17 protein-coding genes are annotated in these 21,277 nt (G+C 71.7%); 7 read left to right on the top strand and 10 right to left on the bottom strand.

Annotation, left to right across the window (positions count from 1 at the left end):
- Window positions 1-97: 97 nt before the first annotated feature.
- The 3 genes from ABT324_RS30165 to ABT324_RS30155 all read right to left on the bottom strand — a co-directional run bounded on the left by ABT324_RS30165 (window position 98) and on the right by ABT324_RS30155 (window position 1,750).
- Window positions 98-454 carry a GntR family transcriptional regulator gene (locus ABT324_RS30165; protein ID WP_351184359.1) on the bottom strand — a complete coding sequence of 119 codons (357 nt, stop codon included), beginning with the start codon at window positions 452-454 and terminating at the stop codon, window positions 98-100.
- A gap of 67 nt (window positions 455-521) precedes the next feature.
- On the bottom strand, window positions 522-1,139 hold the full coding sequence (locus ABT324_RS30160; protein ID WP_351184357.1) for a DUF4232 domain-containing protein: 618 nt from the start codon (window positions 1,137-1,139) through the stop codon (window positions 522-524).
- Window positions 1,140-1,405: 266 nt separating this feature from the next.
- On the bottom strand, window positions 1,406-1,750 hold the full coding sequence (locus ABT324_RS30155) for an STAS domain-containing protein (RefSeq protein ID WP_351184355.1): 345 nt from the start codon (window positions 1,748-1,750) through the stop codon (window positions 1,406-1,408).
- A gap of 77 nt (window positions 1,751-1,827) precedes the next feature.
- Here ABT324_RS30155 and ABT324_RS30150 point away from each other — a divergent pair, with 77 nt between their 5' ends.
- Window positions 1,828-3,183 (top strand): pentapeptide repeat-containing protein, encoded by a 1,356-nt coding sequence (locus ABT324_RS30150; protein ID WP_351184352.1) that lies wholly within the window; start codon window positions 1,828-1,830, stop codon window positions 3,181-3,183.
- On the opposite strand, the gene meaB is transcribed toward ABT324_RS30150, so the two are convergent.
- From meaB to ABT324_RS30135, 3 genes are read right to left on the bottom strand one after another with little or no spacing between them, the layout of a single operon-like run.
- On the bottom strand, window positions 3,180-4,169 hold the full coding sequence (gene meaB / locus ABT324_RS30145; RefSeq protein WP_351184350.1) for a methylmalonyl Co-A mutase-associated GTPase MeaB: 990 nt from the start codon (window positions 4,167-4,169) through the stop codon (window positions 3,180-3,182). The genes ABT324_RS30150 and meaB overlap by 4 nt on opposite strands.
- Before the next feature lie 2 nt (window positions 4,170-4,171).
- Window positions 4,172-6,391 (bottom strand): methylmalonyl-CoA mutase, encoded by a 2,220-nt coding sequence (gene scpA, locus ABT324_RS30140; protein WP_351184348.1) that lies wholly within the window; start codon window positions 6,389-6,391, stop codon window positions 4,172-4,174.
- Window positions 6,388-8,238: a methylmalonyl-CoA mutase family protein gene (locus ABT324_RS30135; RefSeq protein ID WP_351184346.1), complete on the bottom strand. Its 1,851-nt coding sequence runs from the start codon at window positions 8,236-8,238 to the stop codon at window positions 6,388-6,390. The genes scpA and ABT324_RS30135 overlap by 4 nt, the downstream gene beginning before the upstream one ends.
- Before the next feature lie 572 nt (window positions 8,239-8,810).
- On the opposite strand from ABT324_RS30135, the gene ABT324_RS30130 reads away from it, so the two are divergent.
- Complete coding sequence (locus ABT324_RS30130) at window positions 8,811-10,004, top strand: peptidoglycan DD-metalloendopeptidase family protein (protein WP_351184344.1); 1,194 nt, start codon at window positions 8,811-8,813, stop codon at window positions 10,002-10,004.
- 212 nt (window positions 10,005-10,216) lie between these two features.
- Here ABT324_RS30130 and ABT324_RS30125 read toward each other — a convergent pair whose 3' ends face one another.
- Window positions 10,217-10,423 carry a DUF8847 domain-containing protein gene (locus tag ABT324_RS30125; protein ID WP_351184342.1) on the bottom strand — a complete coding sequence of 69 codons (207 nt, stop codon included), beginning with the start codon at window positions 10,421-10,423 and terminating at the stop codon, window positions 10,217-10,219.
- Between the two features lie 230 nt (window positions 10,424-10,653).
- On the bottom strand, window positions 10,654-12,147 hold the full coding sequence (locus ABT324_RS30120) for a PucR family transcriptional regulator ligand-binding domain-containing protein (RefSeq protein ID WP_351184340.1): 1,494 nt from the start codon (window positions 12,145-12,147) through the stop codon (window positions 10,654-10,656).
- A gap of 134 nt (window positions 12,148-12,281) precedes the next feature.
- Between ABT324_RS30120 and ABT324_RS30115 the strand changes: the two genes are divergently transcribed.
- From ABT324_RS30115 to ABT324_RS30100, 4 genes are all read left to right on the top strand, one after another.
- Complete coding sequence (locus ABT324_RS30115) at window positions 12,282-13,703, top strand: sodium:solute symporter family protein (RefSeq protein ID WP_351184338.1); 1,422 nt, start codon at window positions 12,282-12,284, stop codon at window positions 13,701-13,703.
- Window positions 13,704-13,724: 21 nt separating this feature from the next.
- Window positions 13,725-15,371: a thiamine pyrophosphate-binding protein gene (locus ABT324_RS30110; RefSeq protein ID WP_351184336.1), complete on the top strand. Its 1,647-nt coding sequence runs from the start codon at window positions 13,725-13,727 to the stop codon at window positions 15,369-15,371.
- Window positions 15,372-15,873: 502 nt separating this feature from the next.
- Complete coding sequence (locus ABT324_RS30105; protein WP_351184334.1) at window positions 15,874-18,381, top strand: DEAD/DEAH box helicase; 2,508 nt, start codon at window positions 15,874-15,876, stop codon at window positions 18,379-18,381.
- Window positions 18,382-18,468: 87 nt separating this feature from the next.
- Window positions 18,469-18,882, top strand: coding sequence for a universal stress protein (locus tag ABT324_RS30100; RefSeq protein WP_351184332.1), 414 nt, complete (start codon window positions 18,469-18,471; stop codon window positions 18,880-18,882).
- Here the strand turns inward: ABT324_RS30100 and ABT324_RS30095 are convergent, their stop codons facing one another.
- Window positions 18,883-19,734, bottom strand: coding sequence for an SAM-dependent methyltransferase (locus ABT324_RS30095; protein ID WP_351184330.1), 852 nt, complete (start codon window positions 19,732-19,734; stop codon window positions 18,883-18,885). It lies immediately after the preceding gene.
- 290 nt (window positions 19,735-20,024) lie between these two features.
- On the opposite strand from ABT324_RS30095, the gene ABT324_RS30090 reads away from it, so the two are divergent.
- A complete protein-coding gene (locus ABT324_RS30090; RefSeq protein ID WP_351184328.1) occupies window positions 20,025-20,240 on the top strand; it encodes a DUF397 domain-containing protein in 216 nt (71 codons plus the stop codon).
- A gap of 106 nt (window positions 20,241-20,346) precedes the next feature.
- Here ABT324_RS30090 and ABT324_RS30085 read toward each other — a convergent pair whose 3' ends face one another.
- On the bottom strand, window positions 20,347-21,267 hold the full coding sequence (locus ABT324_RS30085) for a LysR family transcriptional regulator (RefSeq protein WP_351184326.1): 921 nt from the start codon (window positions 21,265-21,267) through the stop codon (window positions 20,347-20,349).
- Between the last annotated feature and the right edge of the window lie 10 nt (window positions 21,268-21,277).

The raw sequence follows: 21,277 nt of genomic DNA, 5'->3' as shown, positions 1-21,277 counted from the left end.
TGGGTTCCCACCGGTGCATCGGTCCCGGACGCTGGGGGGGGGGGTCGTGAGTGCGAAACGGGGTTGGAACACTGTTACGCACTCACGACCCCCGGCGTCATGCCTTGAGGGCGGCTTGGACGATGGCCAGGGCTTCTTCGGTGGGGATGCCGAGGGCGCGGGTGATCTGGGCGTAGGTGGCTGCTGCTTCGGCTGCTCGGGCTGCCGCCTGGTTGCCCGCGTCGGAGACGAACGTGCCTGCTCGGCCCCGTGTTTCGAGCAGGCCCGCCTGTTCCAGCTCGCGGTAGGCCTTGGCCGCGGTGTTGACCGCGATGCCCAGGTCGGCGGCCAGGGCTCGGACCGTGGGGAGCTTGGTGCCCACCGGCAGTTCGCCGCTGCGGACCTGCTCGGCGATGCTCGACCGCACCTGCTCGAAGGGCGGCACTCCGGAGTCCGCGTCAACACTGATCCGCATGGTTCACCGCTTCCGGGGTCGAGGTCGGTGCCGCCCCAGTATCCGCCCCGACCTCGGGCGGGTGGGATCAGGCCCGGGCGTAGGGGTCGATGGACACGCCGTTGGCGCAGATCTTGCCGCCGGTCCACGGCGTCTCCTTGGCCTCGGAGGTGTTCGGCGGAAACACCGCGACCGCGACGGGCTCCTGGCAGGGCGCGAACTCCGGGCTCGACGACCAGCCCAGCGGTGCCGTGAACCGTTCACCGGGCTTGATCTCCAGCAGCTCCTGCGTCGACCCGTTCTGGCTGACGTCGATGCTGAGCGCCTCATGCTGGTCGTTGTAGAACTCCAGCTGCGGGAACCCGGGCAGGTTGCACGCCTCGGTGCCGACGTTGGCGATGAACAGGTCGGCGCTGCGGGCCACGTCCTCGTCACCGTGGTGCTCCACGCGCACCGAGAGGGTGTCGGCCGTGCACTTCCCGAACCCGCTGCCCTCGCCGTCGTCCGGCTGCTCGGTGCTGGACCCCTCCGCCTGCTCGGTCTCCTCCGAGCGCGCGGTCTCGACCTGTCCCGGGGCGGGTTCGCCCACCGCGATCCCGGGGTTCTGCCCGCTCGGGGCGGGTTCGGAACCGGACGCGCAGGAGCTGAGGCCCGCGGCGAGCGCGACGGCGGAGAGCGCGGTGGCAGTGGTTCGCAGGTGAAGCACAGGGGGCCTTTCCACGTGTTCGGGCTTACCTCCCCGTGGGACGTGCGGCCCCGCCGCGGGGTTGCTCACCGGGTCAGGATTCCCGGAACGCGTTGCCGGGCCGGGGGGTGCTGGGGCGGTACTGAACTCGACCGGGACCTGATGGCCCCATGCAGATCAGCGTTGACGCCAACTCCGACGTGCCGGAGTTCGACCAGGCGCGGTCGAGCACCGCAGAGCAGGCCCGCGGCGGCGGGCCCGGCCGCCGAACGGTTGTTCGCTGGGGCTCACGCGCGCCAGGACTGGGCGGAGGGGATGTCGGGCACGACGGGGAGGACCTTGGTCAGGCCGGTGATCCGGAAGGTCTTGAGCAGCCGGTCCGCGGTGCACACCACGACCAGGTCGCCGTCGACGGCGCGCATCCACTTCAAGGCCCCGACCAGCACGCCCAGCGCGGTGCTGTCCAGGAAGTCGACCTGGGCGAGGTCCACGATCAAGCGGTGCGCACCGCCGTTCACCGCATCGACCAACTGCTCCCGCAGCGCGGGCGTGGTGTAGACGTCGATCTCACCGCTGACCGAGATCACCGCGACGTCGCCGGGCAGCCGCGTGCTGGTCACGCTGAAGTCCATGGCGTGCACACTAGCGCCGGACCACGGTTTCCGGTGACGTCCCGGTTTCGCGCACGGCGGGTGGCATGCTCGTCGACATGATCGGTTCGTGGTGGAAGTGGCGTCGCGACGATGCCGGGCGCGTTCCCGTGATGCCCGCCCGGTCGATCTGGATCGGGGCGCTGGTGCTGTTGGTGGTGGCGGCGGTCTCGATGTGGGCGCTGATGGCGCTCTACGGTGGTGGGAGCCCGCAGGACAAGGTCCAGCTGGAGATCATCAAGCTGGCCGGTGGCATCGTGGTCGGCACCGGTGGCGCAGCTGCGCTGCTGCTCGCCGCACGACGGCAACGCTCCACCGAACTGCAGCTGGCCCAGAACGAGCGGGACCTGGCGCAGAAGCAGCGAGCCGCCGATGACGCCCGCCACGATGCGGTGGAAAGGCGGATCACCGAGCTGTACGCCTCCGCCGCGGAGCAGCTGGGTTCGGACAAGGCCCCGGTGCGCTTGGCCGCGCTCTACGCCCTGGAACGGCTCGGCCAGGACAACCCCGGTCACCGGCAGACGGTCGTGGACCTGTTGTGCGCCTACCTGCGCATGCCCTTCACAACTCCCGCCGAGACCGATGGGGAGCAGGACGCGCACCGTCAGGAGAGCCAGGTGAGGCTCACCGCGCAACGGTTGCTCACGGCCCATCTGCGTCGTGGAGCGGAAGACGGCAAGTTCTGGGCCGACGTGGACCTCGACCTCACCCGAGCCGCGCTCGTCGACTGGGACATGGCGGGCTGTCGAGTCCGCAGCGCCTCGTTCGACGGGACGGTGTTCAGCGGCGAGGCCACTTTCGCGCGAGTGGTGTTCCGCGGCGCGGCGTCGTTCAGCGGAGCCCGGTTCCACGACGCGGTGTCGTTCGGTGGGGCGCACTTCCACGACGTGACCCAGTTCAGCCAGGCGGAGTTCGGCGGTGTGGCATCGTTCCGCACAGCGGAGTTCGACGACATGGCCAGGTTCGTCGAGACCGTGTTCCGCGAGCCGGCGTCCTTCGCCGAGGGGAAGTTCGGCGGTACGGCTTCGTTCCGGCAGGTGGTGTTCCACAGCGCGGTTTCGTACCGGGAGGTGGTGTTCGGCGGCGCGGCGTCGTTCAGCGCGGCGGAGTTCAACGACGGGGCTTCTTTCGCTGGAGCGCGTTTCCAGGCATCCGCCTCGTTCGGTGGATCGCGGTTCGCGGGCACGACGTCGTTCCGCGAGGCCGAGTTCCACGACGCGGCGTGGTTCGACCAGGCCGTACTGGGAGAACCGGACTTCGCCGAGGCCCGGATCTTCGCATCCGACTGGGTGGCCGATCAGGACTGGCTGCGGAGGCTTCCGGCGTGGCAGCTGACCGCCACCGACGGCGAGGACCGAGATGAGCAGCAGCGTGGCTGGCACCGGTTCGTGCGAGCCGAACCGGCCACCGACTAGGGATCGCTGCGGAACGCGCCGAGCAGCCGCTCGGCGGCCAGGCCCGCCGTCAGCTCGCCTGCGCGCACCTGGGCCTCCACCTCGCCGAGGATCGCGCGGACCCCGGGGTGGTGGGTGAGCTCCGAGAGCAGCTGGTCGCGCACCAGTGCCCAGGTCCACTCCACCTGCTGGCGGCTGCGCTTCTCCGCGAACTCGCCGGTCTGGGTGAGCACCTCCCGGTGCTGCTCGACCTGCTCCCACACCGAGTCCAGCCCGGTGCCCTGCAGGCCGCTGCAGGTCAGCACCGGTGGTTTCCAGCTGGCGCTGACCGGGGTGAGCAGGCGCAGGGCGCTGCGGAGCTCGCGGGCCGCCTTGCGCGCTTCGGCCGCGTGGTCGCCGTCGGCCTTGTTGACCGCGATGATGTCGGCCAGCTCCAGCACGCCCTTCTTGATGCCCTGCAGCTGGTCGCCGGTCCGCGCCAGGGACAGCAGCAGGAAGCAGTCGACCATGCCCGCCACGGTCACCTCGGACTGGCCGACGCCGACGGTCTCCACCAGCACCACGTCGTACCCGGCCGCTTCCATCAGCACGATGGTCTCCCGCGTCGCGCGCGCGACACCGCCGAGCGTGCCCGCCGACGGCGAGGGGCGCACGAACGCCGCCGGATCGCTGGCCAGCTTGCCCATCCGCGTCTTGTCGCCGAGGATGCTGCCGCCGCTGCGGGTGGACGACGGGTCGACGGCCAGCACCGCGACCCGGTGCCCGCCGCCGGTCAGCATCGAGCCCAGCGACTCGATGAACGTCGACTTGCCCACCCCGGGCACGCCGGTGATCCCGACCCGGTGCGCGCCGCCGCTGTGCGGCAGCAGCTCGACCAGCAGTTCCTGGGCCAGCGCGCGGTGGTCGGCGCGGGTCGATTCGACCAGCGTGATCGCCTGCGCCAGCTTGGTGCGGGACCCGGCAAGCACGCCCTTGGCGTAGTCCTGGACGTCGATCCTGCGCGGCATGATCAGTGGTCGAGCCGGGTGCGGAGTTCGTCGAGCAGGCCGAGCGCGGCGTCGGCGATAACCGTGCCGGGCGGGAAGATCGCCGAGGCCCCGGCCTGGCGCAGCGCGTCGAAGTCGGCGGGCGGGATGACACCTCCGACGACGATCATGATGTCCTCCCGGCCGACCGCGGCCAGCTCGTCGCGCAGCGCGGGCACCAGCGTCAGGTGCCCGGCGGCGAGGCTGGAGACGCCGACGACGTGCACGTCGGACTCGGCGGCCTGGCGGGCCACCTCGGCCGGGGTCTGGAACAGCGGGCCCACGTCCACGTCGAAGCCGAGGTCGGCGAAGGCGGTGGCGATCACCTTCTGGCCGCGGTCGTGGCCGTCCTGGCCCATCTTGGCGACCAGGATGCGCGGTCGGCGGCCTTCGGCTTCGGCGAACTCCTCGACGCGCTGGCGGGCGGTCTCCAGCTGCTCCGAGGGTCCCGACTCGTCCCGGTACACGCCGGTGATCGTACGGATCTGCCCGGAGTGGCGGCCGAACACCTTCTCCAGCGCGTCGGAGATCTCGCCTACGGTGGCCTTGGCCCGTGCCGCGTCCACGGCCAGCGCCAGCAGGTTGTGCGCGAGGTCGTCGGGGCGTTCGTCGGACATCGACGCCTCGGCCGCGGCGGTGAGGCGGCGTAGCGCGTCCTCGCAGGCCTGGTCGTCGCGTTCCGCCCGCAGCCGCCGCAGCTTCTTTAGCTGCTGGGCGCGGACCCCGGCGTTGTCCACCTTGAGCACGTCGATCTGCTCGTCGCCGTCGTAGCGGTACTTGTTGACGCCGATCAGCGGTTGGCGGCCGGAGTCGATGCGGGCCTGGGTGCGGGCCGCGGCCTCTTCGATGCGCAGCTTGGGGATGCCCGCGTCGATGGCCTGGGCCATGCCGCCGGCGTCCTCGACCTCGGTGATGTGCGCCCACGCGCGCTCGGCGAGGTCCTGGGTGAGGCGTTCCAGGTAGTAGCTGCCGCCCCACGGGTCGATGACCCGCGTGGTGCCGGACTCCTGCTGCAGCACCAGCTGCGTGTTGCGGGCGATGCGCGCGGAGAAGTCGGTGGGCAGCGCCAGTGCCTCGTCGAGCGCGTTGGTGTGCAGCGACTGGGTGTGGCCCTGGGTGGCGGCCATCGCCTCCACGCAGGTGCGCACCACGTTGTTGTAGACGTCCTGGGCGGTCAGCGACCAGCCGGAGGTCTGCGAGTGGGTGCGCAGCGACAGCGACTTCGGGTTCTGCGGCCCGAACTGCTTGACCAGCTTCGCCCACAGCAGGCGGGCCGCGCGCAGCTTGGCGACCTCCATCGCGAAGTTCATCCCGATGCCCCAGAAGAACGACAGCCGGGGCGCGAAGGCGTCGATGTCCAGCCCGGCCTGGCGCCCGGCCCGCAGGTACTCCACGCCGTCGGCGAGGGTGTAGGCCAGCTCCAGGTCGGCGGTGGCCCCGGCTTCCTGGATGTGGTAGCCGGAGATCGAGATGGAGTTGAACTTCGGCATCCGCTGCGAGGTGTAGGCGAAGATGTCGGAGATGATCCGCATCGACGGCTGCGGCGGGTAGATGTAGGTGTTGCGGACCATGAACTCCTTGAGGATGTCGTTCTGGATGGTCCCGGCCAGCTTCTCCGGCGCGACACCCTGCTCCTCGGCGGCGACGATGTAGAGCGCCATGATCGGCAGCACCGCGCCGTTCATGGTCATCGACACGCTCATCTTCTCCAGCGGGATGCCGTCGAAGAGCTGGCGCATGTCGTAGATCGAGTCGATGGCCACCCCGGCCATGCCCACGTCCCCGGCCACCCGGGGGTGGTCGGAGTCGTAGCCGCGGTGGGTGGCCAGGTCGAAGGCCACCGACAGGCCCTTCTGCCCGGCGGCGAGGTTGCGCCGGTAGAAGGCGTTGGACTCCTCGGCGGTGGAGAACCCGGCGTACTGCCGCACGGTCCACGGCTGGTTGACGTACATCGTCGGGTACGGGCCGCGCAGGAACGGCGCAATTCCGGGGTAGGTGCGCAGGAAGTCCAGGCCCTCGGTGTCGGCGGCGGTGTAGAGCGGTTTGACGCCGATGCCCTCGGGCGCCTCCCACACCAGCGCGTCGGACTCCTTGCCGGTGGCCGCGAGCAGTTCCTCCTGCCACCGCTCCGCCTGGTCCCGGGGGGAATCGGCGACCGGCGGGCTCTCCAGCGGGACGTCGGCGAAGTTCGGGATCTGCGTCATCGTCGGACTCCCAACTGGTCGTGGACGTCGGTGAGGACGGCAAGCGCATCGCACCCGGCGTGGACGTACCCGTCGACGCCGCTGATCTCGCTCGGTTTCCCGGCCAGCAGCACCTGCTGCGCCCCGGCCCGCTTCAGCGCCTCGGCCGTCTCCGCAGCGCGTTCGGCGTAGACCTCGTTGCTGGAGCACAGGCACACGACCGGCGTGCCCGCGTAGGCCGCGAGGACGTCCTCTGTGGACTCAGTGGCGCCAGCGTCGGTGCACTCGATGCCGCCCGCGGCGAACAGGTTGCGCGCGAAGGAGGCGCGCGCGTTGTGCGCGGCCAGCGGTCCGAGCGTCGCCAGGAACACCGTCGGCCTGCTCGGCTGGGCGTCGGCCGCGTCGCGCAGCCGCTCGAAGTCCTCGGCGTAGCGGTGCTGGGGCAGACCGCCGCCGGGCTGCTCGGGCGCGGGCTCGCGCTCCAGCGGTGCCTCGTCCAGGTTCGGGAACTCGCTGACCCCGGTGATGGCGTCCTGGCGGTGCGCGATCGCGGTGCGCCGCTGCTCCCAGGTGGCGGCCAGCTCGCTGCTGATCAGGCCGGACTCCAGCGCGGCGGGCAAGCCACCGGCGGCCTCGATCCGCTGGAACCAGGCCCAGGCCGCCTGCGCCAGCTCGTCGGTCAGCGACTCGACGTAGTAGGAACCCCCGGCCGGGTCGATGACCTGCGCCAGGTGCGACTCCTCCAGCAGCAGCGACTGCGTGTTGCGCGCGATGCGGCGGGAGAAGGCGTCCGGCAGGCCGACCGCGGCGTCGAACGGCAGCGTGGTCACCGCCTGGGCGCCACCCACGCCTGCCGCGAAGGCCGCGATCGTCGTGCGCAGCATGTTCACCCACGGATCGCGGCGGGTCAGCATCGCCGGGGACGTCACCGCGTGCTGGACCTGCCCGCGCGCCTGCTCGGAAGCGCCGCAGGTGCGCATCACCTGCTCCCACAGCCGACGGGCGGACCGCAGCTTGGCGATGGTGAGGAACTGGTCGGCGGTGGCGGCGTAGCGGAACTCCAGCAGCTTGGCAGCGGTGTCGACGTCGATCCCGGCCTCGGTGAGCCACCGCAGGTAGGTGGTCGCGGCGGCCAGCGAGCAGCCGAGCTCCTGGGCGTCCGAACCACCCGCCCCGTGGTACGGCAACCCGTCCACCACCAGCGCCTTGAGCTCGGGCAACGCCGCGCAGCGCTGGGCCAGCGCGACCGCGGCCGCCCGGTCACCCGGTTGGCCGGTCCGGGCCTGCCAGCCCAGCGGGTCGGCGCCGAGGTTGCCGCGCAGGGCGCTGCCGCGCACGCCCTGCTCGTCGGCCAGCGTGAGGAAGGCCTCCGCGGCGGCTGCGAAGTCGGCACCGGCGTCCAGCGCCACGCCGATCATGTCCAGGTGGACGCCTTCCAGCGCGTCCGCGAGGTCCTCGACCGCCAGCCCGCCGGGGCCCAGTCGCAGCCACAGCGAGGACACCCCGTTGTAGAGGTCCGCCAAGATCTCGCGGTTCGCCTCGGCCGCGTCGGGGTGCTCGTGCCGCTGCCGGACGTCCCAGCCCTCGGCGACGCTGCCCTGCGCCCGGCTGCCCCGCACGAACGGCGCCAACCCCGGCACGCCCGCCTCGCCAGCGCCCCCGGTGTAGAGCGGGTGCACGGTGATGCCGTCGTGCGTGGTGGTGGCCAGCACGTCCTCGACCGGACCGGCTGGGTGCTCGCCGACCAGGCCCGAGCGCTGCAGGACCTTCTGCACCTGGGCTTGCCACTGCTCGTGGGTCGGTTCCGGGAACTCGGCAGCCAAGGCCAGCTCCGGCCCGACGCCGCTCGACTTCGAGTGCGCCACCATGGGAACTGATGGTAGGCCGCCGCCGGGGTTTCCAACCCGATCAGCTCTGTGACGCCCGTCGCAGCCCCCGGACGGCGGACCCGCCTTGTGGGGACCCACTCCACCAGGTCCCCGTTTTTGGCGGAACCCCACAACCGCGGGCCGATCAGCGCTCGTGGACCTCGCGGCGATTGCCGAGCGCGACGACGCCCTTCAGCGCGGTGACGCCTTGCCGGCGGGTCCTCCGCGAGCCGGTCGATCGCGGCCTGCAGACGGCGCCGAACCGGTTCGTCGGACGTGGTGTGGCGCGACATCCGGCCTGCGCGGTCCAACCCGGCGCGGCCGGGGTGGGAATCTGGGGAACAACGGGGTTTCCACACTTGCGCCTCGCTGAGCGGGTGGGCGCGGGGCGCTGACCTGCGGAGGAACCGCGCCGCCGGGTTTCCCGCCGGGAACGCGGCGCTCGAGGCGATCTTGACGGCCGTGCGCGGCGGCGGTTCCTTGTGGTGGAACGCGCCCGCGGACCAGGGCAGCCCCGACCCCGCCCTCGTCCGCCGCCGTTCGACGATCCCCCGATCCCTCCAGGAGGCGGCATGCATGCGTTGCTCAGGCGTGCGCTCGGCGTGGCTGCGGGCGCGGCGGCGGTGACCGCGACGCTCGTGGCACCGGCCAGCGGTGCGGGCCAGGCGGACCTCGACACGGCCGTGCGGGAGACCATGCTGGCCGAACGCGGTCCGGCCGCCAGCGCGGAGTTCAACGTCCCGGTGCTGGCCGAGCCGCTGGTGGAGCCCACCCGCAACGACCAGGGCTGGGCCTTCGGCACGACCACCATCCCCGCTCCGGCGAAGGAGCACGCCGGGCCGCACACGGCGATCTTCGTCGCGCACCGCGACGCGCGGGGCTGGCAGGTCGAGCTGGACGGCACCGCCGAGTTCGTGCAGGCCGTCCAGCAGGCGCCCGACGGCATCGTCAGCGACGGGGAGAAGCAGCTGTTCGCGCGCAACTACGAGAACAGCCGCACCGCAGTGGCCGACACCGGTCTCGGGTTGCCGTGGGCCGAAGGCGTCTCCTGGTGGATGGGTGGCGGGCCGCACGGCGACAGCGGTGAGAGCCGCCCGTACAGCTCGCTGGACTTCAACGGCGGCAACGGGCAGGTGCTGTCGGCGGGCGCCGGGCGCGTCTACAAGAGCTGCCTGCGCAACGGCAGCGGGCTGGTCCGGGTGGTGCACGAGAACGGCTTCAGTACCACCTACTACCACATGACCGGCCTGACCGACCTCGGCGACGGCCAGCCGGTGCAGTACGGCGACTACCTCGGGCGGATCGACGTCGGCCTGCCCTGCGGCGGCAGCACCACCGGCCCGCACGTGCACTTCTCGCTGCTGCGCGGCGACTCCCACACCCCGGTCGACGGCCACACCATCGGCGGCTGGACCTTCCACGAGGGGGCCCAGGCCTACGGCGGGTACGGCGAGCGCAACGGTACCCAGGTCGGCACCGGCGGCCAGGTCACCAACCACGGCCGCGGCGACGGGACTCCGACCGGTGTGGTCGACGCGGGGCAGAACAGCTCGGTGAACGTGCGCAGCGAGCCGAAGTTGACCGCTCCGGTGGTCGAGGAGCTGCCCGACGGCGTCGTTGTCCGCATCAAGTGCACGGCGCGCGGCGACGCGGTGGACGGCGTCTGGGGCCGCACGGACCTGTGGAACCAGCGGGACGGCGGGGGCTGGATCAGCGACGGCTTCCTCTACACCGGCTCGAACGACCCCATCGCGCCCCCGTGCTGACCTGAACGACCGGTCTGGCTGAGGCGAACGGCGCCAGCTCCCCGCTCACGGCACGCGGACACGCTGTCGGCGTGTCGTGAGTGCCGAGCTCGCGTCCTCCACCCGACCTGTGCTGGGTGGTTCCCGCTCCACGGGGGGCGAGCGCCCCTGGCTGGTCCTAGGCGGTCAGTCGTGTCCCCGTCGTGGGCAGTGCGTGGTGCGGAGGTCTCCGCTCATGCTCCCGGGTGGCCCTGGCCGCAGAGGTGGTAGACCCAGCCCGCCTCGGGGGAGTAGTGGAGCTCGTAGTGGGTCTCGATCTTGGGCCCGTCGTGCAGGTGGATGTGCCGCAGCAGTCGGCCCGCGACGGCTTCCGAATCCCGGAGGTCCTGCATCCGTCCGTCCAGCGGCCCGCCGACGAACCGCACGTTCTGGCTCGGCATGGCACCCTCCTCCCGCACTGCTTACCCCGTCCGGGGTCAATCGTCCCCGATCCCGCCCCCGCAACACCAGCGCGCGAACCGGTGGACACCGCGCCCCGAGCTGCGTCCACCCAGGGGACACGCGATCCCAACGGGAACCAGACACCTGATTTCCCTTGAAACGCGTGGATGAACCGGTCGTCCACAACCGTCGGCGTGTCCGGCACCCGACACACCGGGAGTTCGCAGTTTCAATTGAAACTGCGGTCCTGGGCCCAGCGGAAGGCGAACCACAGCTCCATGCGGGTCTCCGGGTCGGCGAGGTCCGCACCCAGGGCACGCCCGGCCTGGCCGATGCGGTGCCGCACGCTGTTGCGGTGCACCCCGAGCGCCGTCGCCGTGCGTTCCCAGCTGCCGTGGTGAGCCAGCCACGTCCGCAACGTGTCGAGGAGTCCACCCGGTTGCCGATCCGGGTCCAGCGCGCGCAGCGGGGCGAGCACCTCCGCCGCGAACGCACCGGCCGCGTCCGGCGGGACCACTGCGGACAGTCCGGCGCTCCCTGCCACCACCGGTCGGCCCAGGGACTTGGCCCGGCTCAGCAGGTTCTGCACCTCCTGCGCCGCGTCGGGTAGCGCGTCGGCCCGGTGCGGCCGGGTGACCACCGGCAGCCAGCCGCGGTCGCGCATCCCGGACAGGACCTCCGGCGCAGGCGTGGCGTTGGTGACCGCGGTGAAGCCGCCGTCGGCGAGCTGGACCAGCGGCGTGCCCAGGTGCGTGCTCAACCAGTCGTGGTCGGCGACGTCGTCCGCCGCGCGGCGCCGCGTCGGCGTCCCCGCGACCACCCGGTAGTCCTCGCCGGGCAGCAGGCGGCACAGCACGTCTGCGGGCGGGGCGCTGTGCAGCAGCAGGGCTGTGGTGGCCGCGCTCAGCGGGGTGTCCCGGGCGCGACCGGCGAGTCCCAGCAACCCCGCGCCGACCGCGACGATGGCCCGCTCGGTGGCGTCGAAGCGCCGTCGACGACCGAGGACGAGCAGGTGCGAGGCGGTCGCCTGCGGCGAAACCGGTTGCGCCAGCAGTGAAGTCCCGTCGGGAAGCTCGGTGGTGGCGCTGCGGATCCCGCGCCCCGTGCGCAGTTTCGCCAGCAGCTCCGGCAGTTCGGCGGGCCACCGGGCGGGTGCGCCGTGCTCGGCCACGGCCTCGTCCTGCTGCCCGGCCAGCGCCGCCCACGCGCCCACCTGCTGCGCGAGCTCCCGGACCAGCGGCCGCAACCCCTCGACGGAAGCCTTGATCAACGCCTCGCGCGCCACCGCCACCCGCCGCTGGTCGCGCTGGGCGGCCTCCGCGAGCGCCACCGCGACCGCCCGGCTGATCGCCAGGAACGGCGTACGCGGCGGCACCACCAGCAACGGCAGGCCGTGCCGCACGCACGCTCCGCGCAGGGCCTCCGGGAGCGCATCGTGCATCGGCGGGGTGACGCCGAAGCCGAGGGCGGTGATCCCGGCGCCCAGCAGCCCGCGGACGTAGTCCTCGACGTCCTCGGGCGCACCGGCGAGGTTGACGCCCGCGGTGAGCAGCAGTTCGCCGCCCAGCAGGTACGGGCCGGGATCGTGCAGCTCGCTGACGTGCGCCCAGCGCACGGGGCGGTCCAGGGCGCCGGGTCGGAGGCTGTCGGCGACGACGTCCAGCGCCAGCGCGCCGTCCTCGACGACCGCACGCAGCGGGATCGCGGTGAAGGCCGTGGTCATAACGGCCACAGGGTACGCCGAACTGGGACGGATCATCCCATGTCGTCCGCCGCCGACCTCGCCCTACGGTTTGCGGGAACCAGCGGTGGCCCAGCTCACCGCCGCACAGCGAGGGTCTGCGGGAGGAGGTCGCCGTGGTCGGTGACTACGTGGTGATCGCGCTCTACATCGCCGGGATGATCGGCATCGGCTGGGTCGGCCTGCGGCTGGCCCGCACCAGGAGCGACTACCTGGTCGCCGGTCGCCGGCTCGGCTGGTTCATGTACTCCGGCACGATGTCGGCGGTCGTGCTCGGCGGGGCGTCCACCATCGGCGGCGTCGGGCTCGGCTACGCGCACGGCATCTCCGGCGCATGGCTGGTGCTGACCATCGGCCTCGGCATCCTCGCGCTGCACGCGTTCTTCGCGCGGCGGCTGGTGAAGCTGCGCGTCCACACCGTCTCGGAGATGCTCGACCTGCGCTACGGCGGCTCGTCGACGGTGATCGCGGGCGTGGTGATGTGGGGCTACACGCTGATGCTCACGGTCACCTCGACGCTGTCCTTCGCCACCGTCTTCCACGTGCTCTTCGGCGTGTCCAGCGCGGTCGGCATCGCGGTCGGCGGTTCGATCGTGGTGCTCTACTCGGTGCTCGGCGGCATGTGGTCGATCACGCTCACCGACATCGCGCAGTTCGTCATCAAGACCATCGGGATCCTGCTGGTCCTGCTGCCGATGTCGCTGGTCGCGGTGGGCGGCCCCGACGGGCTGGCGCAGCGGGTGCCGCCGGACTTCCTCGACTTCACCAGCATCGGCGGCGCCACCATCGCCACTTACGTGCTGACCTACGGCTTCGGGCTCCTGATCGGCCAGGACATCTGGCAGCGGGTGTTCACCGCGCGCAGCCCGCGGGTGGCCACCGGCGGCGGGCTGGTCTCCGGTGCGTACTGCCTGGTCTACGGCTTCGCGGGCGCGCTGATCGGCACGGCGGCCAAGGTGCTCTACCCGGACCTGGGCAACGCCGACGACGCGTTCGCCACCATCGTCTCGGACCTGCTGCCGACCGGCGTCCGCGGCCTGGTGCTGGCCGCTGCGCTGTCGGCGCTGATGTCGACCTCCAGCGGTGCGCTCATCGCCTGCTCGACCGTGACCACCACCGACGTCCTGGGCAGGTTGCGGGGCAGGCCCGCGGACATCCGCACCAACCGGATCACGACCCTGGTGCTCGGCCTGCTGGCGATCGTCGTCGCGATGGCCGTCGACGACGTGGTCTCCGCGCTCACCGTCGCCTACAACATCCTGGTCGGCGGGCTGCTGGTGGCCATCCTCGGCGGCCTGGTGTGGAAGCGCGGCACCCGGGCCGGGGCGCTGGCCTCGATGGCGGTGGGGTCGGTGGTGGTGATCGTCTCCATGGCGGTGCACGGACTCCTCGCCAACGAGCCGATCTACTACGGTCTCGGCGCGAGCCTGGTCTGCTACGCGGTGGTCAGCCTGCTCACCCCGCGCACCGATCCGGTCGTGCTGGCGAGGTGGGACGAGCGGCTCAACGGCGCGGACGCCGAACCGGCGAACGCCTAGAACTCCTCGGGAGGCAGTGGGATGACCGACAGCAGGATCGGCGGCGACCTGGTGGTCGAGACGTTGCGCGCGCTCGGCGCCGAGACGGTGTTCGGCCTGCCCGGCCAGCACGCGCTGGGGCTGTTCGACGCGCTGCGCCGGTCACCGCTGCGGCTGATCAGCTCCCGCGTGGAGAACAACCTGGCCTTCGCCGCCGACGGGTGCGCCCGCGCCCGGCTGGCCGCCGATCCGGCAGGTCCGGTGCCGGTCACGCCGTTGATCGTCTCGACCGGTCCGGGCGCGCTGCTGACCTTGGCCTCGCTGCAGGAGGCGCGGGCCGCGTCGGTGCCGGTGCTGGGCATCTCCAGCCAGGTCCCGCGGGCCGGGCTGGGCGGCGGTCGCCACGGCTACCTGCACGAACTGCCCGACCAGCAGGCCAGCTTCCGGGACGTGGTCAAGTCGGTGCACGTCGCGCGGACGGCCAGCCAGATCCCCGGCGCGGTGCGCGCGGCGTGGGAGTCGGCGGCGACCGCGCCGTACGGGCCGACGTGGGTGGAGATCCCGCAGGACGTGCTGCTCGCCCCGGCGGGCCTGCCGCCGATCACCTCCGCCACCGCCCGACCGGCACCGCTCGAACCGCTGCCGGAGCTGGTCGACGAGGCCGCCCGCCTGCTCGCGGGCGCCGAGAACCCGGTGGTCCTGGCGGGTGGCGGCGCGGCCCGCGCCGGGGCCGGACCGGAGCTGCTGGAGCTGGCCGAGGCGCTGCGGGCCCCGGTGCTGAGCACGTTCGGCGCCAAGGGCGTGTTCCCGTGGGAGCACCCGCTGTCCGGACAGTCGTGGCTGGAGGACTGGCACAGCACGGAGTTCCTCGCCGACGCGGACGTGCTGCTGGTGGTCGGCTCCGGTCTCGGCGAACTGACCAGCAACTACCACCGGTTCGCCCCGCGCGGCCGACTCGTCCAGGTCGAGGCCGACGCGGGCAAGCTCGAGTCGAACCACCCGGCGCTGGGCCTGCACGCCGACGCCAAGCTCGCGCTGTCCGCGCTGCTCGCGCGTATCCCGCGCCGCGAACCCGACGGCCGCGCCGAGAAAGCGGTCGCTGACCTGCTGGAGCGGGTCCGCGCCCGGCTGGTGGCGCAGGACCTGGAGCTGGAGCAGCGGATCCTCGGCGAGGTGCGCGCGGCGCTGCCCGAGGGCACGCCGAGCTTCTGGGACATGACCATCCTCGGCTACTGGGCCTGGTCGGCCTGGAACGCCGACGGTGCCCCGATGCACACGGCCCAGGGAGCCGGCGGACTCGGCTTCGGCCTGCCCGCAGCGCTCGGCGCGGCGTCGACCGGCGGCCCGGCGCTGGCGGTGTCCGGCGACGGGGGAGCGATGTACGGCATCGCGGAGCTGGCCACGGCGGTCCAGCACGACCTGGACGTCACGTGGCTGGTCGTGGACGACGGTGGTTACGGCATCCTCCGCGAGTACCTCACCGACACCTTCGGCGAGTCGACCGCGACCGAACTGGCCAGGCCGGACTTCACCACCCTGGCCTCGGCCTTCGGCGTCCCCGCGGTGCGGACCACCCCGGAAGACCTCCGCGCGGACCTGGCCAGGGCCCTGACCACCCCAGGCCCCGCGGTCGTCGTCCTCCCCCAACACCTCCGCCTCTTCGCCCCCACCCACCCCGACCACGACTGACCAGGCCAACCACCCCAGGCCCAACCCGCCCCGGACTACCACCCGGCCCCAACCACGCCAGTGGTCCGCCGATCGCTCACGCGATCCCAAGGAAAAACCGAACCCTGATTCCCCCTGAGCTCGCCCCGCCGCACCGGAGTCACACCCAACCCGCACCCAACCCAACCGACCCCAGCTGCACGGGACCACAGTTTCAATTGAAACTGTAACTAGGGGTGACGGGGTGAGTTACAGTTTCAGTTGAAACTGTAGCTGGGGGTGACGGGAGACCGCAGTTTCAATTGAAACTGCGAATGTGAGTGGGGGACGGGCGCAGTTTCAGTTGAAACTGCGGACTTCGGGTGTGTCGGGAGCCCGACACGCCGGTGGTGCGTCGGGGCGGGGGATCGTCGCCTCGATCGGGTGGGGGCTCGCCGCGGCTGGAGGTGGTGGCGGGGCTCGACGTGGGTTCGGCCACCCCGGGTCGATCGGGCCGGGGTTGTGCAGGGACGATGGGAGGACGATGAAGCTCACCGACCACCTCCCCGCGACTGACACGCCCGAGCCCGATGCGCTGCTCGACGCCTTCACCACCTGGACCACCGGCCAGGGCATCGAGCTGTACCCGGCGCAGGAAGAAGCGCTGATGGAGGTGGTGACCGGGGCGAACGTCATCCTGAGCACCCCGACCGGCTCCGGGAAGAGCCTGGTGGCCACCGGCGCGCACTTCACCGCGCTGGCCGCGGGCAAGCGCAGCTTCTACACCGCGCCGATCAAGGCGCTGGTGTCGGAGAAGTTCTTCTCCCTGGTCGACGTCTTCGGCGCGGAGAACGTCGGCATGATGACCGGCGACAGCAGCGTCAACGCCGATGCCCCGATCATCTGCTGCACCGCCGAGATCCTGGCCAACATCGCGCTGCGCGACGGCGACCGCGCCGACGTGGACCAGGTCGTGATGGACGAGTTCCACTTCTACGCCGAGCCGGACCGCGGGTGGGCCTGGCAGGTGCCGCTGCTGGAGCTGCCGCGCACCCAGTTCGTGCTCATGTCGGCCACCCTCGGCGACGTCGCGTTCTTCCGGGAGGACCTCACCCGGCGCACCGGCCGGGAGACCGCGGTGGTCACCTCCGCCGAGCGCCCGATCCCGCTGACCTTCCGCTACGCCAAGACGCCACTGCACGAGACCATCGAGGAGCTGCTGGCCGGGCAGCAGGCGCCGGTCTACGTCGTGTACTTCAACCAGGCTTCCGCGCTGGAGCAGGCGCAGGCGCTGATGAGCGTCAAGGTCGCCTCCCGCGAGCAGCGCGACCAGATCGCCGAGGCGATCGGCGACTTCCGGTTCACCGCCGGGTTCGGCAAGACGCTGTCCCGGCTGGTGCGGCACGGCATCGGGGTGCACCACGCCGGGATGCTGCCGAAGTACCGGCGGTTGGTCGAGCAGCTCGCGCAGGCCGGGCTGCTCAAGGTCATCTGCGGCACCGACACCCTCGGGGTGGGCATCAACGTGCCGATCCGCACCGTGCTGATCACCGGCCTGACCAAGTACGACGGGGTGCGCACCCGGCACCTGAAGGCGCGCGAGTTCCACCAGATCGCCGGGCGCGCGGGCCGCGCGGGCTACGACACCGCCGGGTACGTGGTGGTGCAGGCGCCGGAGCACGAGATCGAGAACGAGCGGGCGCTGGCCAAGGCCGGGGACGACCCGAAGAAGAAGCGCAAGGTGGTGCGCAAGAAGGCGCCCGAGGGCTTCGTGTCCTGGAGCGAGAAGACCTTCGAGAAGCTGGTCGGCGCCGAGCCGGAACCGCTGCGCTCCAGCTTCACCGTCAACCACGCGATGCTGCTCAACGTCATCAACCGGCCCGGCGACGCCTTCGCGGCGATGCGCCATCTGCTGGAGGACAACCACGAGGACCGGGCGACGCAGCGCCGCCACATCCTGCGCGCCATCGCGATCTACCGGGCGCTGCTGGCCGCCGACGTGGTCGAGCAGCTCGACGAGCCCGACGAGCAGGGCCGCCGGGTGCGGCTGACCGTGGACCTGCAGTTCGACTTCGCGCTCAACCAGCCGCTGTCGCCGTTCGCGCTGGCCGCCATCGAGCTGCTCGACGTCGACTCGCCCAGCTACCCGCTGGACGTGCTGTCGGTCGTCGAGTCCATCTTGGACGATCCGCGGCAGGTGCTGTCGCAGCAGCAGTTCAAGGCTCGCGGTGAGGCCGTGGCGAAGATGAAGGCCGACGGCATCGAGTACGACGAGCGGATGGAGCTCCTCGAGGAGATCACCCACCCCAAGCCGTTGGCCGAACTCCTGGACGCCGCCTACGAGACCTACCGCAAGGGGCACCCGTGGGTCGGTGAGCACGAGCTGTCGCCGAAGTCGGTGGTCCGCGACATGTTCGAGCGGGCGATGAACTTCGTGGAGTTCGTCAACCACTACGGGCTGGCCCGCTCCGAGGGCCTGGTGCTGCGCTACCTCGCCGACGCCTACAAGACCCTGCGGCACACGGTGCCTGACGACGCCAAGACCGAGGAGCTCACCGACATCATCGAGTGGCTGGGCGAACTGGTGCGCCAGGTCGACTCCAGCCTGCTGGACGAGTGGGAGAAGCTGCGCCACCCGGGCGCCGAGCCGACGGCGGCACCGGTGGACGAGGGGCCGGAGCGGGTCACGGCGAACAAGCGGGCCTTCCGCGTCCAGGTGCGCAACGCGCTGTTCCGCCGCGTGGAGCTGGCGGCCCGCCGTCGCTACGACGAGCTCGGCGAGCTCGACGGCGACAGCGGCTGGGACGCCGACGCGTGGGCGGACGCGCTGGAGGAGTACTTCGAGCAGCACGACGAGATCGGCACGGGCCCGGACGCCCGCGGCCCGGCGCTGCTGATGATCACCGAGGAGGCCGACCGCTGGCTGGTCCGGCAGATCTTCGCCGACCCAGACGAGGACCACGACTGGGGCATCAGCGCGGAGGTCGACCTCGCCGCATCCGACGAAGCCGGGTCGGCGGTGCTGCGCATCACCGAGGTCAACCAGCTCTGACGCCCCTCCTGGGGCGGTGGCGTCGGTGGCGGTGCTGGCCTACTATCCGGGCAAGATCGGCAAGCCCCCGTCGGGAGGAGCCCCGCGATGCCGCAGACCGTCGTTGTCGGCTTGGACGGATCGGACGAGTCGATCCGGGCGCTGCGCTGGGCGGCGAACCAGGTCAAGGAGGTCGGCGGCATCGTGCACGCCGCCATGGTCTGGCACCAGCCCGTCCAGTTCGGGTACCGGATGCCGACGCCGGACGCCGAGCTGGAGCAGCGGGCCCGCAAGTCGCTGGACGCGGCGGTGGACCGGATCAAGGCCGAGTTCCCGTCGGTGGACCTGCGCGCCCGGTTGATCCGCGGCCACGTGGTCGACGAGATGGTCGGGCTGTCCAAGCAGGCTGACCTGCTGGTGGTGGGCAACAAGGGCCACGGAGCCTTCACCGGAATGATGGTCGGCTCGGTGGCCCTCAAGCTGGTCCACCACGCGGCCTGCCCGGTGGTCGTGGTCCGCTGATCACAGCTCCGCGGTCACCACGCTGCTGACCTCGGACATGCCCCGCGCGTGACCGCTCAGCTCGCGGCCGTACCGCCGGGCGGCGCTGCTGAACTCCTCGCGCTCGGCCGTCCAGCCGTGCTCGGCGAGCAGCACCTCGGGCTCCGGGCGGTCCTCCTGGCTGACCAGCTCGTCCAGGTTGACGCCCCAGTGCTGCGAGGCCTGGACGGATTCGTCGTCGAGCAGCGCCGAGCGCTTCGTGACCAGGTCCTCGACGGCGATCCGGCTGCCGGGGGCGGAGTTCTCGGTGACCCGGCGCACCAGCGACCGCTCGGTGGCGGCGTCCAGGTAGAGGAGCAGGCCTTCGGCGACCCAGGCGGTGCGCCGCGCCGGGTCGAACCCGATCTCGCGCAGCGCGGCGGGCCAGTCGTCGCGCAGGTCCACGCCAGCGGCGCGGCGGGCGCAGCGCGGCTCGGCGCCTTCAGCGGCGAGCACTTCGTCCTTGTACGCCAGCACCCTCGGCTGGTCGATCTCGAAGAGCTCGAACCCGGGTGGCCACGCCAGCCGGTACGCCCGGGTGTCCAGCCCCGACGCCAGGACCACGGCCTGCGCGATGCCGTCGGTGGCGGCCCGGGTGAGGAAGTCGTCGAGGACGCGGGACCGCAGGCCGATGTAGCCCACCGCGTCCCGGAACCGCGGGCTGAAGTCGGATTCGGCGGTCGGCACGGGCGCACCCGCGCAGCGGGCCAACGCGCCCGCGTAGGGGTCGTCGACCAACCGGTCCGCCCGCGCGGACTCCAGTGCCCTGGCCGCCGCCACCATCAGCGCGGTGATGCCCACCCCGGACAACACGTCCCACTGCTCCTGAGCCACGGAACTCCACCTCCACCTCGACGTGAGCGCGATCAGCACCCACGTCGACCCCACCGCACCAGTGCGCGGTTGGGAAGCTTTGTGTGTCGGACCAGACCACACGACCCTCGTTGGTCGTAATCCGTTTGGCTCCAGCAACATCTCGTCGAGGTCCGCCACAGTGCGGGCCTGCTTCTCGAGAACGTCGGCGCAGCAGCAAAAAACCGTGCGTCGCCCAACTCCTCGACGAAGCGGTCTACCACACAGAACACCTTCGCCTCGGCATCCAGGGCTGAGCAGGAGGATCTGACGTGAACCACGTTGACCGGGCATCAGACTTGTCGATCCGGTGGCGCAAGAGCAGCCGCGGGGCTCAAGGCTCGGAATGCGTCGAGGTCGGGGAGACCTCGACGTTCCTCGCAGTGCGGGATTCGAAGAACCCGAGCGGCCCGGCACTAGCGGTTTCCCCGCGTGCACAAGTCGCGTTGATCCACTCACTGAAGGCTGGGCGGTTCGACCTGGGCTGAGGGGGCTAGTTGAGCGGGCGACAGATGGAGGGCAGCTCCGGGTTGGAAATGCCCTCCACCTTCGTTTGGCCCTCCGGCAGGGCGGGGTTGTGTCCGCGCTCCGGGGTCAGCTGTGGGTTGAGCGGTTGCCGCCCTTGAGGAGGTCGAGGGCGGATTCGACGAAGTGGGAGACGAGCGGGTCGGGGTCGTCGGCGCGGGTGACGACGGCGACCTGGCACGGCTCGATGCCGTCGATGGGAATTCTGGCCAGGTCGTCGCGGAGGGTGCTGCGGCGGTCGTCGGCCGGTGCGATGGCGATCGCGCGTCCGTCGGCCACGGCTTCGAGCTTGTCCTCGAAGGTTTCGACCAGGATCGGGCCGAGCGGGGCCGGGTTGCCGTCCGGGCGGGGCTCGAGGCGCCAGAACCCGGTCCACACCGCGGCCATCCCGGCGCAGGCGACGAGCGGTTCGTCGGCGAAGTCGCCTGGGCCGACCGACTCCTTGCCCGCGAGGCGGTGGGCGGCGGGCACGAGGAGCACCCGGGGCTCGTCGTAGAGGACCGTCACGTGCAGGTCATCGGTGTCGATTGGCAACGGGGTGCGGGCCACGAGCACGTCGACCTGGCCGTCGGGCAGGGCACGTGCTTCGTCCCAGTCCAGGTGCCGGGTGCGGACGTGGGCGTCCGGGTGGCGGCGGCGTAGGTCCTGCACCGCGGGCGTGATCACGAGGTCTTCGAGGTACCCGATGGTGATCGCGCGGGGCGGCGCGGCGGCGCGCGCGACGAGTGCCGCTTGGTGGGCCGCGTGCAGGAGTTCCTGCGCTCGCGGGAGGAAAGCCGCACCAGCGGCGGTGAGGGTGGTGCCCTGGGTGGTGCGTTCCAGCAGGCGCACGCCGAGGACGTCCTCCAGCCGCCGAATCTGGCGGCTCAGGGACGGCTGGGCGACGTGCAGGGCATCCGCCGCGCGGGAGAAGTTCAGGTGCTCGGCGACGACCGTGAAGTACCGGATCAGCCTCAGGTCGAAGTCCGGCGGGGAGTCCTTGGCGGCCACCCCCACACCT

It is taken from the genome of Saccharopolyspora sp. NPDC000359 (genome assembly GCF_040300525.1).
GTDB lineage: Bacteria > Actinomycetota > Actinomycetes > Mycobacteriales > Pseudonocardiaceae > Saccharopolyspora.
The sequence above is the reverse complement of the archived record's forward strand: the minus strand, read 5'-3'. Positions and strand labels throughout refer to the sequence as shown.

What these genes read in the sequence shown, in the direction of transcription:
- ABT324_RS30150 (WP_351184352.1), top strand. Translation starts at nt 1,828, where the DNA reads ATGATCGGTTCGTGGTGGAAGTGGCGTCGCGACGATGCCGGGCGCGTT.
- ABT324_RS30110 (WP_351184336.1), top strand. Translation starts at nt 13,725, where the DNA reads ATGACCGACAGCAGGATCGGCGGCGACCTGGTGGTCGAGACGTTGCGC.
- ABT324_RS30135 (WP_351184346.1), bottom strand. Translation starts at nt 8,238, where the DNA reads ATGGTGGCGCACTCGAAGTCGAGCGGCGTCGGGCCGGAGCTGGCCTTG.
- ABT324_RS30120 (WP_351184340.1), bottom strand. Translation starts at nt 12,147, where the DNA reads ATGACCACGGCCTTCACCGCGATCCCGCTGCGTGCGGTCGTCGAGGAC.
- ABT324_RS30125 (WP_351184342.1), bottom strand. Translation starts at nt 10,423, where the DNA reads ATGCCGAGCCAGAACGTGCGGTTCGTCGGCGGGCCGCTGGACGGACGG.
- ABT324_RS30105 (WP_351184334.1), top strand. Translation starts at nt 15,874, where the DNA reads ATGAAGCTCACCGACCACCTCCCCGCGACTGACACGCCCGAGCCCGAT.
- scpA (WP_351184348.1), bottom strand. Translation starts at nt 6,391, where the DNA reads ATGACGCAGATCCCGAACTTCGCCGACGTCCCGCTGGAGAGCCCGCCG.
- ABT324_RS30165 (WP_351184359.1), bottom strand. Translation starts at nt 454, where the DNA reads ATGCGGATCAGTGTTGACGCGGACTCCGGAGTGCCGCCCTTCGAGCAG.
- ABT324_RS30100 (WP_351184332.1), top strand. Translation starts at nt 18,469, where the DNA reads ATGCCGCAGACCGTCGTTGTCGGCTTGGACGGATCGGACGAGTCGATC.
- ABT324_RS30130 (WP_351184344.1), top strand. Translation starts at nt 8,811, where the DNA reads ATGCATGCGTTGCTCAGGCGTGCGCTCGGCGTGGCTGCGGGCGCGGCG.
- ABT324_RS30155 (WP_351184355.1), bottom strand. Translation starts at nt 1,750, where the DNA reads ATGGACTTCAGCGTGACCAGCACGCGGCTGCCCGGCGACGTCGCGGTG.
- meaB (WP_351184350.1), bottom strand. Translation starts at nt 4,169, where the DNA reads ATGCCGCGCAGGATCGACGTCCAGGACTACGCCAAGGGCGTGCTTGCC.